General features: G+C 62.7%; 19 protein-coding genes. 5 read left to right on the top strand and 14 right to left on the bottom strand.

The window, feature by feature from the left end; translation table 11 throughout:
- Positions 1-60: 60 nt before the first annotated feature.
- Positions 61-2298, bottom strand: a complete 2238-nt coding sequence (gene purL, locus NKI08_RS24370; RefSeq protein WP_352772758.1) for a phosphoribosylformylglycinamidine synthase subunit PurL — start codon at positions 2296-2298, stop codon at positions 61-63.
- A 148-nt stretch (positions 2299-2446) separates the two neighbouring features.
- Positions 2447-3859: an aminotransferase-like domain-containing protein gene (locus NKI08_RS24365; protein WP_352614099.1), complete on the bottom strand. Its 1413-nt coding sequence runs from the start codon at positions 3857-3859 to the stop codon at positions 2447-2449.
- A 93-nt stretch (positions 3860-3952) separates the two neighbouring features.
- Here NKI08_RS24365 and NKI08_RS24360 point away from each other — a divergent pair, with 93 nt between their 5' ends.
- Positions 3953-4198, top strand: a complete 246-nt coding sequence (locus NKI08_RS24360) for a DUF1127 domain-containing protein (protein ID WP_352449398.1) — start codon at positions 3953-3955, stop codon at positions 4196-4198.
- A 26-nt stretch (positions 4199-4224) separates the two neighbouring features.
- Here the strand turns inward: NKI08_RS24360 and NKI08_RS24355 are convergent, their stop codons facing one another.
- Genes NKI08_RS24355 through purC form a run of 6 tightly spaced genes read right to left on the bottom strand, consistent with a single transcriptional unit; the run spans position 4225 to position 7728 of the window.
- Positions 4225-4866 (bottom strand): Pr6Pr family membrane protein, encoded by a 642-nt coding sequence (locus tag NKI08_RS24355; protein ID WP_352501588.1) that lies wholly within the window; start codon positions 4864-4866, stop codon positions 4225-4227.
- A gap of 4 nt (positions 4867-4870) precedes the next feature.
- The gene (locus NKI08_RS24350) at positions 4871-5281 is read right to left on the bottom strand and encodes a hypothetical protein (RefSeq protein WP_352474652.1); all 411 of its coding nucleotides are present in this window, start codon (positions 5279-5281) and stop codon (positions 4871-4873) included.
- Between the two features lie 2 nt (positions 5282-5283).
- Positions 5284-5949 carry a glutathione S-transferase family protein gene (locus NKI08_RS24345; RefSeq protein WP_352614097.1) on the bottom strand — a complete coding sequence of 222 codons (666 nt, stop codon included), beginning with the start codon at positions 5947-5949 and terminating at the stop codon, positions 5284-5286.
- Between the two features lie 31 nt (positions 5950-5980).
- Complete coding sequence (gene purQ, locus NKI08_RS24340) at positions 5981-6649, bottom strand: phosphoribosylformylglycinamidine synthase subunit PurQ (RefSeq protein ID WP_352614096.1); 669 nt, start codon at positions 6647-6649, stop codon at positions 5981-5983.
- Between the two features lies 1 nt (position 6650).
- Positions 6651-6893: a phosphoribosylformylglycinamidine synthase subunit PurS gene (gene purS, locus NKI08_RS24335; RefSeq protein WP_352541430.1), complete on the bottom strand. Its 243-nt coding sequence runs from the start codon at positions 6891-6893 to the stop codon at positions 6651-6653.
- A gap of 40 nt (positions 6894-6933) precedes the next feature.
- Positions 6934-7728: a phosphoribosylaminoimidazolesuccinocarboxamide synthase gene (purC, locus tag NKI08_RS24330; RefSeq protein WP_023674725.1), complete on the bottom strand. Its 795-nt coding sequence runs from the start codon at positions 7726-7728 to the stop codon at positions 6934-6936.
- A gap of 270 nt (positions 7729-7998) precedes the next feature.
- Between purC and NKI08_RS24325 the strand changes: the two genes are divergently transcribed.
- Positions 7999-8319 (top strand): DUF1476 domain-containing protein, encoded by a 321-nt coding sequence (locus NKI08_RS24325; protein WP_254817651.1) that lies wholly within the window; start codon positions 7999-8001, stop codon positions 8317-8319.
- Positions 8320-8439: 120 nt separating this feature from the next.
- Entirely contained in the window at positions 8440-9213 is a 774-nt protein-coding gene (locus NKI08_RS24320) for an HpcH/HpaI aldolase family protein (protein WP_352772754.1), read from the top strand.
- 98 nt (positions 9214-9311) lie between these two features.
- Here NKI08_RS24320 and NKI08_RS24315 read toward each other — a convergent pair whose 3' ends face one another.
- On the bottom strand, positions 9312-9860 hold the full coding sequence (locus NKI08_RS24315; protein ID WP_023674728.1) for an RBBP9/YdeN family alpha/beta hydrolase: 549 nt from the start codon (positions 9858-9860) through the stop codon (positions 9312-9314).
- Positions 9861-10131: 271 nt separating this feature from the next.
- Between NKI08_RS24315 and NKI08_RS24310 the strand changes: the two genes are divergently transcribed.
- Complete coding sequence (locus NKI08_RS24310; RefSeq protein ID WP_352772752.1) at positions 10132-10944, top strand: VOC family protein; 813 nt, start codon at positions 10132-10134, stop codon at positions 10942-10944.
- Between the two features lies 1 nt (position 10945).
- On the opposite strand, the gene NKI08_RS24305 is transcribed toward NKI08_RS24310, so the two are convergent.
- From NKI08_RS24305 to NKI08_RS24290, 4 genes are read right to left on the bottom strand one after another with little or no spacing between them, the layout of a single operon-like run.
- Positions 10946-11518 carry an alpha/beta hydrolase gene (locus NKI08_RS24305; protein WP_352772750.1) on the bottom strand — a complete coding sequence of 191 codons (573 nt, stop codon included), beginning with the start codon at positions 11516-11518 and terminating at the stop codon, positions 10946-10948.
- Positions 11518-12825 carry an adenylosuccinate lyase gene (purB, locus tag NKI08_RS24300; RefSeq protein ID WP_352576020.1) on the bottom strand — a complete coding sequence of 436 codons (1308 nt, stop codon included), beginning with the start codon at positions 12823-12825 and terminating at the stop codon, positions 11518-11520. Before purB ends, NKI08_RS24305 begins: the two co-directional genes overlap by 1 nt.
- Positions 12826-12884: 59 nt before the next feature.
- On the bottom strand, positions 12885-13385 hold the full coding sequence (locus NKI08_RS24295; protein WP_352614092.1) for a hypothetical protein: 501 nt from the start codon (positions 13383-13385) through the stop codon (positions 12885-12887).
- An 11-nt stretch (positions 13386-13396) separates the two neighbouring features.
- Complete coding sequence (locus NKI08_RS24290) at positions 13397-14122, bottom strand: DUF2259 domain-containing protein (RefSeq protein WP_352772745.1); 726 nt, start codon at positions 14120-14122, stop codon at positions 13397-13399.
- A gap of 248 nt (positions 14123-14370) precedes the next feature.
- Here NKI08_RS24290 and NKI08_RS24285 point away from each other — a divergent pair, with 248 nt between their 5' ends.
- Positions 14371-14625 carry a DUF2171 domain-containing protein gene (locus NKI08_RS24285; protein ID WP_352772743.1) on the top strand — a complete coding sequence of 85 codons (255 nt, stop codon included), beginning with the start codon at positions 14371-14373 and terminating at the stop codon, positions 14623-14625.
- Positions 14626-14668: 43 nt separating this feature from the next.
- On the opposite strand, the gene NKI08_RS24280 is transcribed toward NKI08_RS24285, so the two are convergent.
- Positions 14669-15688, bottom strand: a complete 1020-nt coding sequence (locus NKI08_RS24280; RefSeq protein ID WP_352474065.1) for a P1 family peptidase — start codon at positions 15686-15688, stop codon at positions 14669-14671.
- Positions 15689-15698: the final 10 nt, after the last annotated feature.

Genomic DNA, 15698 nt, shown 5'->3' with positions numbered 1-15698 from the left:
ATCTCATAGATATGGTCGAAATGGCGGATGAACCACAGCGAAACGGCCCTCTCGATCACATCACGGGTCCACGACCTCATTTGCCATGAAGCGAGGGAACCAGGATTCGTGGGCGTCGGTCAATTCGCTGACCGGTATCGCACGCGCCTCGCCCAGCTTCAGTTCGCTGCCGCCGGTCGAGCCGATCCACGGCGCAAAAACGCCGAGCTTGTTTTGCTGTTCGCGAATGGCGTCCCATTGCTCGCTCTGCGGGTCGATCGACAGCGTCAAGAGATAGCGGCCCTGGTCCTCGCCGAACCAGACCGGGATTGGATCTGTGCCGATCAGGCCGGGGATGGTCGCGCCGATGCCGGAGGCCATCGCCATCTCGGCCAGCGCCACCGCGATGCCGCCATCGGAAACGTCATGCGCCGCGGTAACGACACCGGAGGCGATCAGTGCCCGCACATGGTCGCCGACCCGCTTCTCGTGGCCGAGATCGACCGGCGGCGGCGGGCCGTCGGCGCGGCCATGAATGTCGCGCATATAGACCGACTGGCCAAGATGCGTGCCCCATATCGTCGGCGCGCCGACCAGCACGATCATCTGGCCTTCGGCGGCAAAGCCGATGCGCACCATTTTCGACCAGTCGGCAATCAGCCCGACGCCGCCAATGGTCGGTGTCGGCAGGATGCCCTGTCCGTTGGTCTCATTGTAGAGGGAGACGTTGCCGGAGACGATCGGAAAGCCAAGCGCCCGGCAGGCATCGCCGATGCCTTTCACAGCACCAACCAGCTGGCCCATGATCTCCGGCCGTTCCGGATTGCCGAAATTGAGGTTGTCGGTGGCCGCGAGCGGCAGAGCGCCGGTGGCGGTAAGATTGCGCCAGCATTCGGCAACCGCCTGCTTGCCGCCCTCGTAAGGGTCGGCCTCGCAATAGCGCGGCGTCACGTCGGAGGAGAAGGCGAGCGCCTTGGTCGGGTGGCCATCGACGCGCACGACACCGGCGTCGCCGCCGGGAAGCTGCAGGGAATTACCCTGGATCAGCGTGTCGTACTGCTCCCAGACCCAGCGGCGCGAGGAAAGGTCTGGTCCGCTCAGCAGCTTGAGCAGTGCGTCGGCCACATCGGCTTGCGGTGCATCGCCGGCCAGCGGCGCCGGCTTCTTCGGATCGACCCAGGGACGGTCATATTCCGGCGCTTGATCGCCGAGATCCTTGATCGGCAGGTTGGCGACCTCGTCGCCCTGGTGCAGCACGCGGAAGCGCAGATCGTCGGTGGTCTTGCCGACGATGGCAAAGTCGAGGCCCCATTTGTGGAAAATCGCCTCGGCCTGTTTTTCCTTTTCGGGGCGCAGCACCATCAGCATGCGCTCCTGGCTCTCCGAAAGCATCATCTCATAGGCGCTCATGCGCTCTTCACGCACCGGCACCTTGTCGAGATCGAGCTCGATGCCGAGGTCGCCCTTGGCGCCCATCTCGACCGCCGAGCAGGTGAGGCCGGCGGCACCCATGTCCTGGATGGCGATAACGGCGCCGGACGCCATCAGTTCGAGGCAGGCTTCGAGCAGGCATTTTTCGGTGAATGGATCGCCAACCTGGACCGTGGGCCGCTTCTCGTCGATCTTGTCGTCGAACTCTGCCGAGGCCATGGTGGCGCCGCCGACGCCGTCGCGCCCGGTCTTGGCGCCGAGATAGACGACCGGCAGGCCGACGCCCTTGGCCTCGGACAGAAAGATTGCATCAGTCTTGGCAAGCCCCGCGGCAAACGCATTGACCAGGATATTGCCGTTGTAGCGGGCGTCGAAATTGACCTCGCCGCCGACCGTCGGCACGCCGAAGGAATTACCATAACCACCGACGCCGGAAACGACGCCGGCAACGAGATGCCTGGTTTTGGGATGGTCCGGCGCGCCGAAACGCAGCGCGTTCATCGCCGCGATCGGCCGCGCGCCCATGGTGAAGACATCGCGCAGGATGCCGCCGACGCCGGTCGCCGCTCCCTGATATGGCTCGATATAGGAGGGGTGGTTATGGCTCTCCATCTTGAAGACGACGCAGTCGCCGTCGCCGATGTCGACCACGCCGGCATTCTCGCCCGGGCCCTGGATGACTTGCGGCCCGGTGGTCGGCAGCGTGCGCAGCCACTTCTTCGAGGATTTGTAGGAACAATGCTCGTTCCACATCGCGGAAAAAATACCAAGTTCGGTAGAGCTCGGTTCGCGCCCGACCAGGTCGAGGATGCGCTGGTACTCGTCGGGCTTCAGCCCGTGCGCGGCAATGAGTTCAGGAGTGATCGGCACGGAATTGGAAATGGTCATGATCGGCAATTGTGTCCTTGGGATCGAGTCCCGTCTTATCGCAAGCGTTGCAGCCGATACACCCCGTTGGATGACTAAAACGATGGAAAGCAACAGCTGACCGCAAGTAGCGAAAGATCGCCACTCGACCCGCCGGTTTCAAGCCGGTTCAGGAAAAGCTGTCGTAGCCGGCGCGGCCCTCGTCCAGAAGCCGCCGGATCACCGCGACGCCGTGCGCGATATCGTCCCGCTGTCGCGGCTGCGAGATGCCAAACCGCACGCCGTGAAAGGCCTGTTCGGAACGCCCTGCCTTGAACTCATCCTCGTCGTCGATGAGCACGCCATGTTCGAGGCAGGCCTGTTTGAAAGTGCCGGAAAGCCACGGGTCGGGCAAAGTGAGCCAGACGAACGGCACGTTATCCAGCGCCTTGAAATCGAAGCCGTCGAGTGTCTCGCGCACGATCGCGATGCGCGCACCGATCTCGGCAATGCTGCGCTTGCGCACCTCAGCGGCCTGACCGGACAGCACCAGCCGGCTGCCCACCTCCGCCAGCAGAAAGGGCAGGCCGCCCGTCATCATCTTGTGGGCAACCCGGATGCGGTGACGATAGGCCGGCGGGCAAGCGAGCCAGCCGCCGCGAACACCCGCCGCAACCGATTTCGACAGGCCGCCGGCAACGATGGTCCGTTCGGGAGCATATTCGGCCATTAAAGGCGTTGGGTCATCGGTCAGTCCGCCATAGAGATCGTCCTCGATCAGGACGACGTTATATTGACGGGCGACATGCGCGATTGCCTCGCGGCGCGATGCCGACAGCGTTGTCAGCGTCGGGTTCTTGGCCGTCGGCATCAAAAACATCATCTTCGGGTGCTTTTGTGCGCAGACGCGCTCGAAATCCTGGGGATCGATGCCCTCGTCGTCAGTCGCCACCAGTGCGGTCCGGCGACCGATCAGGCCGGCACTGCGCGAGATCTGCGAATAGGTGAGGTGCTCGAAGACGACATAGTCGCCGGGGGCGGTGAGCCCCGCAATGGTTGCCATCACCGCGGCGTGGGTGCCGAGCGTGGGAACGATGGCATCCGCCGCCGGGCGATAGGAATTGCGCGACAGCCAGCGCCTGCCCGCTTCGAACCAGCGGTCCGGGAAATCACGAGTATAGCTTGAAATCTCATGCGGATGGTCTTGCGCCGTGCGTGTCAACACGTCGGCGACGATGGCACCCTGGCCGACATCCGGTGCGGCGGTGCTATCGAAGCGCAGCTTGTCGCCGGGCGCATCCATATAGCGCGTGCCTTGTTCGACCGGCCCCAGGAAATCCGCCTTTGCGCTCTCCGACCGTTGAGCGAGAACATAGGTTCCGCGGCCGACCTCGCCGCTGACCAGTCCCCGCTCGCGCAGCAATTGATAGGCCCTGCCAACCGTGCCGACGGTCGTGCCGATGTCGTATGCCAGATCGCGCTGCGGCGGCAGCTTTGCCCCTGCACCGATCAGGCCGCGGTCGATGTCCGTCTCGATGGAATCAGCAAGCCGCTGATAGAGCGGGCCGGTGCGGGCGGTCAGGTCTGGAAGCCAAGTTGTCATGGTGACAATTTTTTACATTGCACCGAAATGAGAGTCAATACATATGGAGCGGGCCGTACGAAAAGGCACAATTGCAATCTTGGCAGAAAGAAAATGGGTACAATAGAGACAATCCGCTACGCGGCAGTTGAATTGACCGGAAGCCGCTCGTCGGGCCGGAGATCCTATGTTCGCGGGCTCGTGCAAGTGGTCACGTCATTCGTCCGATGGATCGACAGCCTGCTGGATCGCCGCCGCAGTCGGCTGGTCCTGCTCGAGATGACCGACGCCCAGCTCAAGGATATCGGCATTTCACGCTGCGATGCCCATCGTGAAGGTCTGAGGCCGTTCTGGGACTGAGGAGTTCGACGGGGCGCTATCGCGCGTTAGCGGACGCCCGCCGCCCTGATCCGCGTGACACCGTGGTCCACAAGCACCGCCACAATGCACAGCATCAGAAAGAGCCCGGTGATGGCCAGAGCCGAGACGGCGACGCTGGTCGCGCCGTTCTTGGCGAGATCGAGGAACGGGTAGGGCACTTCACCGGCAATCGGCGCCCGCAGCAGCGCGTAGGCCAGATAGGCGATCGGATAGATCATCCACCAGGAGATGTCGCGCCACCGCGTCGAGCCGTCGGCGCCTGCCACAAGCCACCACAGCACGAACAACACCGGCGTCACATAGTGCAGGAGCACATCGCAGAGCAGGAACAGCCCTTGCGGCTGCCAAAGCTGCGCCAGGACCGTTGCATAAACGATGAGGACCAGCGTTATGGCGACGGCTACGCCCGCCCGCATCCGTGGCGCGGAAAAGGCCGGAAACCATGCATAACCCGTCGACGACAGCAACGAGGCATGGACGAGCACCGCGCCGATGTTGGTCAGGATGGTGAAGAAGCTGAAATAGAAGACCAGCGAGCCGGCAAAGCCGCGGCCGGCTTCCATTGATGCCGGGACGGTGATGCAGAGCTGCAGGACGAGCCCGGCCAGGCCGACGACCAGACCGGCGATCTGCAGCACGCGACCCATTGGGCTAGGCAGCAGCGCCGCAGGCCGGATTGCCCGCCTGCCAGCGGGCAATGTCCGAGCCGATGCGGGCGCCGAGCGGTTCCGCCATCAATGGGCCGAACACGTCGACGCGGCTCGAATTGCCTTGCGCCTGCACGACCAGCAACGGCTTTCCACCATAATGTTTGGCCGGCACCAGCAGGAAGCGCGGCGTGCCGCTGAACGAATTCAGCTCGTTGGCCATCTGGTACGATTTGAAGGCAGGGTCCTTGCTGGCGATCCAGCATTTGTGGGCAGCTATTGCCACCTGCTCCATGGCAAGCAGTGACGCGCTCTTGCCCGCCGGCGCCGGCGCGCTCTTCGGGCCTGACTGGCAGGAGGCGAGTACAAGACCAGCGGAAGCGGCGAGGGCGAGGCGGGCGAGTGTCGATCGCATGGTCAAGCGGCGCCCATCTCGAGTTCGGACAGAAACACCTTCAGACCGTCTGTCATCTCACCCCAGACGCGCGACAGCGCCGGATGCTGCAAGGCAATCTGCTCGTAGGCATCGAATTTCGGATAGGCGTCAAGCAAATCGGGGCGGCCGATCGTCGCCCTGAAATTGTTGAAGACGAAGCGGGTCGGCGTCAGCCAGGCATCGGCGAAGGAGATGTCGTCGCCGAGCGCGAACGGGCCATGCGCCATGCGGGCCTCGATTGCCGCAAGCCCGTGATGCAATTGGGCGAACTGTGCCTTGATCTCCGCCTCGTTGCGCTGCGGCACGAAATAGAGTTCGAACAGCTTCATCGTCGGGGCGAGCACGTCGAGGTCGGTGATGCGGGCGAACATGCGCACCAGCGCCCGGTCCTTCGAGTCCCTTGGCAGCAGCGCCGGCTCGGGAAAGCGCTCCTCCAGATATTCGGCGATGACCACCGATTCGAAGATCGTTTCACCGGAGCCGGTGATCAGCACCGGAATCCGGTTCAACGGCGAGATGGCACGAAACGCCTCCGGGATGGGAAACCCCGGCGGCGGTGCAATGAGCTTGAGCGGCACGTTCTTGATGTAGGCCAACGCCCGCACGATCGACGAATAGGGCGACAACGGCCGCGAATAGAGTTTCATGACCGTGGCTCCAGGAGGAAAATTGAAGGTATCAAGCGGCGATGCCCAGTGCGCTTTCGAACAGCGCCCGGCCGTCGCTGCCGCCATGCGCCGCTTCGATCAGGTTCTCGGGATGCGGCATCAGGCCGAGCACATTGCCGCGGCCGTTGACGATGCCGGCAATGTCGTTGATCGAGCCATTGGGATTTGTGCCTTCGGCATAGCGGAATACCACCTGGCCTTCCCCTTCGAGGCGGGCCAGCGTTTCGGCATCGGCGAAATAATTGCCGTCATGATGGGCCACCGGCGCGCGGATGACCTGGCCCGGCTGATAGCGGCGGGTAAACATCGTGTTGGCATTAGCAATCTGCAGCTTGACTTGCCGGCAGACGAATTTCAGCGAGGTGTTTCGCATCAATGCGCCCGGCAGCAGGCCTGCCTCGACCAGGATCTGGAAGCCGTTGCAGACGCCGATGACCATGACGCCCTTGGCCGCCTTTTCGGCGACAGCCCGCATCACCGGCATGCGCGCGGCAATGGCGCCGCAGCGCAGATAATCGCCAAACGAAAAGCCGCCGGGAATGGCGATCAGGTCGACATCGGGAATGTCGGTGTCGGTCTGCCAGACGGTGACCGGCGGCGTGCCGGAAATCTTGGTCAGCGCCGCGATCATGTCGCGGTCGCGATTGAGGCCGGGGAGCAGGACGACGGCTGATTTCACCTCAGGCGATCTCCACCGCGTAATTCTCAATCACCGTATTCGCCAGAAGCTTGTCGCACATGGCTTTCAGATCCGCTTCGGCCTTGGCCTTGTCGCTCTCGGCAAGTTCGATATCAAAAACTTTGCCTTGCCGCACCTGGCCGATGCCGCCGAAACCCATTGCGGACAGCGCATGCTCGATTGCCTTGCCTTGTGGGTCTAGCACGCCGTTCTTGAGGGTTACGGTAATGCGGGCCTTGATCACGCTGGACATGTTCCTGTTCATCTGTTGAGCGGGCAAGCCATCAGTGCGGCTTGCCTTTGACACCGTCGGTCGATGCGACGAGCACCGGCCCGGCTGGGCGCGGCGGCTCGTTCTCGTTCATGATGCCGAGTCGGCGGGCAACTTCCTGATAAGCTTCGACCAGCCCGCCCATGTCGCGGCGGAAGCGGTCCTTGTCGAGCTTATCCTGTGTCGCCACGTCCCACAGCCGGCAGGAATCCGGCGAAATCTCGTCGGCGACGACGATGCGCATCATGTCGCCTTCGAACAGGCGGCCGCATTCGATCTTGAAATCGACCAACTGGATGCCGACGCCCATGAACAGGCCGGAAAGGAAGTCGTTGACGCGAATGGCCAGCGCCATGACATCGTCGATCTCCTGTGGGCTCGCCCAGCCGAAGGCGGTGATGTGCTCTTCCGATACCATCGGATCGTCGAGTGCATCGGCCTTGTAATAGAATTCGATGATCGAGCGCGGCAGCACGGTGCCTTCCTCGATGCCCAGGCGCTTGGCCAGCGAGCCGGCGGCGACGTTGCGCACCACCACTTCGAGCGGGATGATCTCGACTTCCTTGATCAACTGCTCGCGCATGTTGAGCCGGCGGATGAAGTGCGTCGGAATGCCCATCCGGTTGAGGTGGTTGAAGATGTGCTCGGAAATGCGGTTGTTGAGCACGCCTTTGCCATCGACGATTTCATGCTTCTTCTTGTTGAAAGCGGTAGCGTCGTCCTTGAAGAACTGGATCAGCGTGCCAGGCTCCGGTCCCTCATAAAGGATCTTGGCCTTGCCTTCATAAATGCGGCGGCGATTTTTCATCTGATTTTTCTCTGGATTTGCGGGCAGGCGGCAAGCGACCAGTTCCTGTCCGTCTGCCTAAAATAAGATGGCGACGGTGGGGTTCAATGCCGGTGTCTATCCCAATCGCACTGTTTGCTCAATCGGCAAATCCTTTCAATCAACCGCTTTCGGGCACCGAAATGCCGCAGCGCAGCAAGCAATGTAGCATATTGACCGGCCTGCGCCCTTTTGGTTTGTGCTCCGGCAACACATATTGGCACAACGAATCGGATTTCACGGAGGGATGCCATGAGCAGCATGAAAGACCGCGAAGAGGGCTTTGAGCGCAAATTCGCATTCGACGAGGAACTTCGGTTCAAGGCTGCGGCACGCCGCAATAGAGCGCTCGGCCTGTGGGCTGCCGAAAAGCTCGGCAAATCCGGCACCGATGCCGACGCTTATGCCAGGGAAGTGGTCGTCAGCGACATCGAGGAAGCCGGCGATCACGACGTTTTCCGCAAGATACGCAAGGATTTCGATGCGGCGGGCATCGACCAGTCGGACCATCAGATCCGCCGCACCATGGATGAATTGATGGCGCAGGCGATCGAGCAGATCAAGAACACCTGATTTTTCAGCCGGTACCGATCGAATGCTGGACCAATCGACCGCCCGGCCTAACCGCGCGGTTTTTCTTTGCCTTTGCGGTCATTTCCGGCTGAATTGCTGCAAGCAAAGAGGAAATCGCCAATGTCCCTGAAGTCACGCCTTGCGGTCGACGAGACGCTGTTCACCGCATGGTCCGGCGTGCCGGATGCCTTGACGGTCGAGATACTGGCCAGGCAAGGGTTCGACGCGGTTACGCTCGACATGCAGCATGGGGGCCATCACGAGGACAGCGTGCTGCGCGGGCTTGTGCCGGTGCTGGCCGCCAACAAGCCGGCTTTGGTGCGCATCCCGGTCGGCCGCTTCGACATGGCCAGCCGCGCGCTCGACTTCGGCGCCGAAGCGGTGATCGCCCCGATGGTGAATTCGGTGGCGGACGCAAAGCTGTTTGCTGCCGCGATGAAATACCCGCCACTCGGCGAGCGCTCCTGGGGCCCGACCTATGCTTTTCCGCGCCATGGCAAGGGCGACTATGCCGACTGGCTGCGCGACAGCAACCAGCGCACCATGGCGTTCGCCATGGTCGAAACGCGGGCCGCGCTTGATGCACTCGACGGCATCCTCGACACGCCGGGCATCGACGGTATCTTCCTTGGCCCGTCGGATTTCTCGATCGCCTGGTCGAAGGGCACCACCGTCAGTTCGACGCTGGAGAGCATGATGGGGACCGTCGCCTCGATCGCCGAGCGCACCCGCAAAGCCGGCAAGCATGCGGCGATCTATGTGATGGAACCGGCCATCGCCGGTCGCGTGGTGTCGATGGGTTACCGGCTGCTGGCGATGGGTTCCGAGCATTCGCTGATTTCGCTTGGGGCAAAGACCCTGCTGAGCAGCGTCAGGGATTCGATCGCTTCCTAGAGCAATTCCAGGAAAAGTGTGAAACGGTTTTCCGTCCGGAATTGCGTCAAAACAAAGAGATAGTGCGGTTCGCCGTTTCCGTGAAACGGTGAACCGCTCTAGAGATCCGTCAGGAATTTCGCGAACGTCATCGAGCCTTCAGGCCAGGGGCCGAAGCCGGAATCCGCGTTGAGATGACCGGCATCCCCGGCGTCGATGAACAGCGAGCCCCACGCCCCGGCAATGTCCTCGGCGACGCCGAAGGCGCAGAACGGGTCGTTGCGGCTGGCGATCACCACCGACGGAAACGGCAGCGGGTCGCGCGGATAGGGGCCGAAGGTCATCAGGTGCCTCGGCTTTATCTCTGGATTGGCGACATCGGGCGGCGCCACGAAGAAAGCGCCGGCGACCGGCCTCTCGAACCGAGGCAATGCTTGAATGACCGCCGCGACGCCAAGCGAATGGGCGACGATGACGACCGGCCGCTCGGCCTCGTTAACCGCCTTGGCGACACCGGCCGTCCAATCCTCGCGCACCGGCTTCGACCATTCCGCCTGTTCGACGCGGCGCGCTGTCGATAGTTTCGACTGCCAGCGGCTCTGCCAATGATCGGGGCCGGAATTGGTGTAGCCCGGCACGATGAGAATATCTGCTTCCCTGACTTTCATGGCGCGCATGTAGCGAGAGGCGCTGTCGGGTGCAACCGGGTATGAACTCAACAGCGACACGCAAACGGCCTCTCATCAGCCCGGTTCTGCTCGCTATTGTGAACACCATGTTCGCTTCTTGCGCTCTTGTGTGAACGATCGCGATCGACGATCTGTCGCTGAGAAAGAATGGCTGTTCCGAGATTTTGGCACGGACACGGCGTAGAATGATTGATGGCGCCGGGTTCCTTCGTTGGAAGCTTGTCGAGCGCCGGCTGAACGGAGCACTTTGATGAGCGAACTGCCTTTTGCCGCGACGACCCCGGTCAGCGTTGCCCGTGTCGGCTTGCGGGCGCGCGATGCAGAAAATCTCGCTGCCTACTATCGCAAAGTCGTCGGTTTGCAGGAACTGACCCGCTCCGGCGGCACGATTACGCTCGGCGCAGTCAATCGCCCTTTGCTCGACATCGAAGCGGATCCGGCTGCGAAACCCGATGACCCGCGCAGCGCCGGTCTTTTCCACACCGCCTTCCTGCTACCCAGCCGGGCCGATCTCGGCCGCTGGATCAATCACGCCATCGCCGGTAAGATCGGCATCGAGGGCGCATCCGACCATCTGGTCAGCGAGGCTCTTTATCTGACCGATCCGGAAGGCAACGGCATCGAGATCTATGCCGACCGCCGCCCCCAGGATTGGAAATGGAATGGCGACAAGATCGCGATGGCGACGGAGCGGCTGAACATTCCGTCGGTCATTGCCGAAGTGCCGGCCGGTGACGCCGGCTGGCAGGGCACGCCGGAAAACAGCATTATCGGCCACGTCCATTTGCGGGTCGGCAGCCCGGAAGAAGCCGAAGCATGGTGGCATCAGGAGTTCGGTTTCGACACAGTGGCAAAGTACGGTGGCGCGGCGGTGTTCCTGTCGTCCGGCGGCTATCATCACCACATTGGCGCAAATGCGTGGCAGAGCGCCGGCGCCGGTCGCCGCGATCCCGCCCGCTCCGGCTTGGCCTGGGTCGAGATGCGCTCGGACAATGCCGCAAGCGAGACCACCCGCGAGGATCCGTGGGGCACGGTAATAAGGACGGTTCCCGGTAAGGCGTAGGTTAGAGGTTCGCTTTTTCGAGCAAGCGGCCAAGCATGAGCAGGCCCGCTGGCCATACGCCCAGGCGCGCCTCGTTTCCCATATGGCCGAGATCGCCGGCATCGGCGATATCCGCGCCCCAGGCTGCGGCAAAAGCGGTCGCCTTGTCGAAGGTGACGCGTGGGTCGCTGCGGCTCGCCACCACCAATGTCGGGAAGGGCAGGCGCTTCAGCGGCATCGGCGCGAACGGGCGCACCGCGTCGAATGAGGGATCGGTATCCTCGACATTGGTCGCGGCAACCAGGAATGCCGCCGCGACCTTGTCGAGTTGGCTTTGACTGGCGCCGGCAGCCCACTTCACCGCCGTCGCCACCGCCAGCGAATGCGCAAGCAGCACGACGCGGCGCGGTGCGGCGGCCACCGCGGCATCCACCTGGTCGATCCAGTCTTCAGGCTTTGGCCGGTCCCACTCGGCCTGCAGCACGCGGCTCGAATTGGGGAACACCCGGCACCAATGCGACATCCAATGATCCGGCCCGGAATTGCCGCGCCCGGGCAGGGCGAGGAAATCGAAATCTCCGGCCGACGAAATCATCAGGCTTCTCCAAACACTCGGCTAAAGATCGTATCGACGTGCTTGGTATGATAGCCCAAGTCGAATTTCTCGCGGATCTCGGCCTCGGGCAAGGCTGCGACAACGTCCTTGTCGGCCAAAAGTTCCTCAAGAAAATCAGCGCCTTGCTCCCACACCTTCATGGCGTTGCGCTGCACCAGCCGGTAGGCGTCCTCGCGCGAAACACCGGCTTGCGTCAGCGCCAGCAGCACGCGCTGCGAATGCACAAGGCCACGGAATTTGTTCATGTTCTTCAGCATGTTGTCGGGGTAGACGAGCAGTTTGTCGACAACGCTGGTCAGGCGTGAGAGCGCGAAATCGAGCGTCACCGTCGCGTCGGGCCCGATCATGCGCTCGACCGAGGAATGCGAGATGTCGCGTTCGTGCCAGAGCGCCACATTCTCCATTGCCGGCAATGCGAAGGAGCGCACCATGCGGGCAAGGCCGGTGAGGTTCTCGGTCAGCACCGGGTTGCGCTTGTGCGGCATCGCCGACGAGCCCTTCTGGCCGGGTGAAAAGTACTCTTCTGCTTCGAGTACCTCGGTGCGCTGCAGATGGCGCACCTCGATCGCCAGCCGCTCGATCGACGAGGCGATGACGCCGAGCGTGGCGAAGAACATCGCATGGCGGTCGCGCGGAATCACCTGCGTCGACACCGGCTCGGGCTTCAGTCCGAGTTTCTTGGCCACGTATTCTTCGACGTAGGGGTCGATATTGGCGAAGGTGCCGACCGCACCCGAGATGGCGCAGGTGGCGATGTCCTCGCGTGCGTGCACCAGCCGCTCGCGGCAACGCGAGAATTCGGCATAGGCCTGCGCCAGCTTGACGCCGAAGGTGGTCGGCTCGGCATGGATGCCGTGGCTGCGGCCGATGGTGATGGTGTCCTTGTGCTCGAAGGCGCGGCGCTTGAGCGCCGCAAGCAGCCCGTCAATGTCGGCCAGCAGGATGTCGCTGGCGCGGGTGAGCTGCACGGCAAAACAGGTGTCGAGAACGTCGGAGGATGTCATGCCCTGGTGGATGAAGCGGGCATCCGGCCCGACGAATTCAGCAAGATGGGTGAGAAAGGCGATGACGTCATGCTTGGTGACGCGCTCGATCTCGTCGATGGCGTCGACGTCGAACTTCGCCGCTCCGCCTTTCTCCCAGATGGTCTTGGCGGCCTCCTTCGGGATGACGCCGAGCTCGGCCAATGCGTCGCAGGCGTAGGCCTCGATCTCGAACCAGATACGGAACCGGGTTTCGGGTGACCAGATGGCCACCATTTCCGGCCGGGAGTAGCGAGGGATCATCAGTCGGTCCTGACTTGTGAGAGCATTTGCCCGCGTCCTAACAGAGGCAGGCAAAATGCTCAACGTTGCTGGCGCGCAAACCAGACACTGGCGACAGCGAGTGCAACGAAACCGAGCGGAAAATACAGCCGGATGCCGAGGACGACGAACTGGTAAAGCGCCGTCAACATCGTGAACACGAACTGGAAAACCCAGGTGATGGTGAGCGCGGGTGCATGCCATTGGACATAGTAGGAGCGGTATTGCAGCCCAAAGAGGCCGCCGGTGAAGGTAATTGTCGCGGCGAGAAGGCAGACGAAGGCGGCGGCGAGGGCGATTTCCCAGTGGCGTCCGAGCGAGACGAGCCGCGCCAGAAACAGCCCAACCGGGAAGGCCAGCGCGCCGCCGGCAGCATAAAGCAGCGAGACGAAGCGGACCTTTGCCGGGGTCTCCCAATCGTACTGCAGCAGATTGAGCAGCGCGCTGGCGCCCATCGCTGCCGCCCACAGCAAGGCACCGGCAAATGCGGTGCGCAGCGACGGCAGAGCACGGCGGAGACGGCGCAGAGCGCGATAGCGCATGGCGGGGAACGTCACAGGCGACCGGTTACCGCGATCCAGCGATAGTCCGGCCCTTCGAAGCCGTATTGGCGCACCGCGATCAGCACGGCATAGGCGCTGAGGCTATCCAGCGAAAATGTCTGAACCGCGCCGATCTGGTAGCCATTCGGACAGCCTCTGCTTTGCGGGATCGATTTGTCCTCGTGAATGATCCTCGTCTGGCCGCCATCCTTCGCCTCGATGCGCAGCAGGCGAAAGCCATTGATCTCGCCCTGGCTCTGGCAGCGTTCGGTGTCATTCATGCCGATCTGGTCGAGCCGGAACTCGAGCGGATCGTCGACCGGCGAGAAGATCGGGCGCGGATTGACCACCATGCGGAAGGGATCGGCAGAAAGCTCGGTCACCGGGTTGAAGCCGGCGGTGATGCCGCGATTTGCCGTGAGTTCCGCCTGACTGACGATCGCTTCGCCCCTTTGCCGGGCCCGCAGCCGCGCTGCGGCCACCGTGGCATTCTCGTCGTCGAGCCGGACACGTATCGGCGAACCCTTCAGGAAACTGTCGTCGGCCGTGTCGATATAATAGCGTGTCGCATAGGGAAATCCCGATCCGTCCTGGACGCCGTATTCCTCGAAGGCAAAGACCCCGCCGTCACTGCTGAAGCCGAGGATCTCAAGCTCGGCGACATCGCCTGCGAAGGCGGCGGCCAAAGTCGCAAGCGGGGCAAGCAGGCAGACTGCAAACAGGGCAAGATTTCGCATGGGGCTTTCCATTCCGGCGGTCGACGCCCTCAAATTCCTATCACGATGCCGTCAAAAGATCGTGCTGACTGAAACACAAAGTCGATGCATCCAATCCGGCCGTCGTTTGTTATTGTCGGCAACTTCACCGCATCGTGCCTTCCGAAAATCAGGATCGATTTTCGGAAGGCACGGTGCATTGATTCAAAATGTTTAGAGCGTCCTTTGCGCGTTCAAAGGGACGCGCGGCGCTCTAAGGGAGACCCCCAATGATTGATGCAGCCAAGATTGGCGAACGTATGGAAGTGATCGGCGCCGACGGCGTCCATGTCGGTACCGTCGACAAGGTTGACGGAGATCGCATAAAGCTGACCAAGCGCGACAGCGGCGAGGGCGCTCACAGGGGCCATCACCACTTCATTCCTCTCAGCCTTGTCGCCGAGGTCGAGGGCCAGAAGGTGCGGCTGTCGGCAAACTCGGATGTTGCGGTCACGTTCGAGGAAGAAAAATCCGAACCCACCTGATCATAATCCAGTCTGACTACGGCTCACCCGAATGAGCGCGCGTTCAGCGCGACGACCAGACCGGGAACAGATCGCCCTCGGCCGGGGTCGCGGCAAAGACGCCGCGGCTGATGGCGCGTGCCATCGTGGCGCCGGCCGCGGCGTAGAGATCGACGGCATCGTTGGGTGCGAGCTCAATGCCGCTCTTGCCCGTTGCCAGCGCGAAGACCAGATCGCCGTCTGCGGGCGTGTGTGTCGGCCAAATGGCACGGACAAAGCCGTCATGCGCCGATATCGCCAGACGTTTGGCGGCGGCCTTCGTGAGTACCGCATCGGTGGCGATCACGGCGATGGTCGTGTTGGCGCCGGTTTCCGCCTGTTCTGCCGCATGCTTGTCACGGAACTTCAGCAGGACCTTTCTGGCATCGTCAGGCATCGGGTGGGGATAGCCTAACCCGCCGAACTCGTCGCCGATCTCGAACGGCGCCGCCCAGAAATGGCGGGTCCCTGCGACCGTCACCGAGCCGGTCGGGTTGACGGCGGCGAGCGCGCCGATGGTGACGCCGCTGTCCAGCACTGTCGAGGCCGAGCCGAGCCCGCCCTTCAGGCCGGAACTCAAAGCCCCGCTACCTGCGCCGGCAGTGCCGAGCGCAAAGTCTATCGCAGCGGCTTGCGCGGCTTCGTAGCCAAGGTCACGGTAAGGCGGATACCGGCCCCAATCCTTGTCGCCGCCATTGCGCAGGTCGAACAGGATCGCCGCCGGCACGATCGGCACGCGAAAGCCGCCGACCTCGACGCCGATGCCCCTTTCACGCAGTGCCGCCTGCACCCCCGACGCGGCGTCGAGGCCAAAAGCAGACCCGCCCGAAAGCACCACGGCATGGATGGCGTGGATCGAATTGTGCGGCTCGAGCAGGTCGGTTTCGCGGGTGCCCGGCGCACCGCCCAGGATTTGCACGCCGGCCACGGCCGGTTCGTCGCAGATGACGGTGGTCACACCGGATTTCAGCTTGGCATTCGCCGCATTGCCGACACGCAGGCCGGCGACGTCGGTGATGAGATTGCGCGGACCCGTATGGAACATCCCTGTGCTG

Source organism: Mesorhizobium sp. M0768 (assembly GCF_040320195.1).
Taxonomy (GTDB): domain Bacteria; phylum Pseudomonadota; class Alphaproteobacteria; order Rhizobiales; family Rhizobiaceae; genus Mesorhizobium.
Note: the sequence above shows the minus strand (reverse complement) of the source record. Positions and strands in the feature narration are given on the sequence as shown.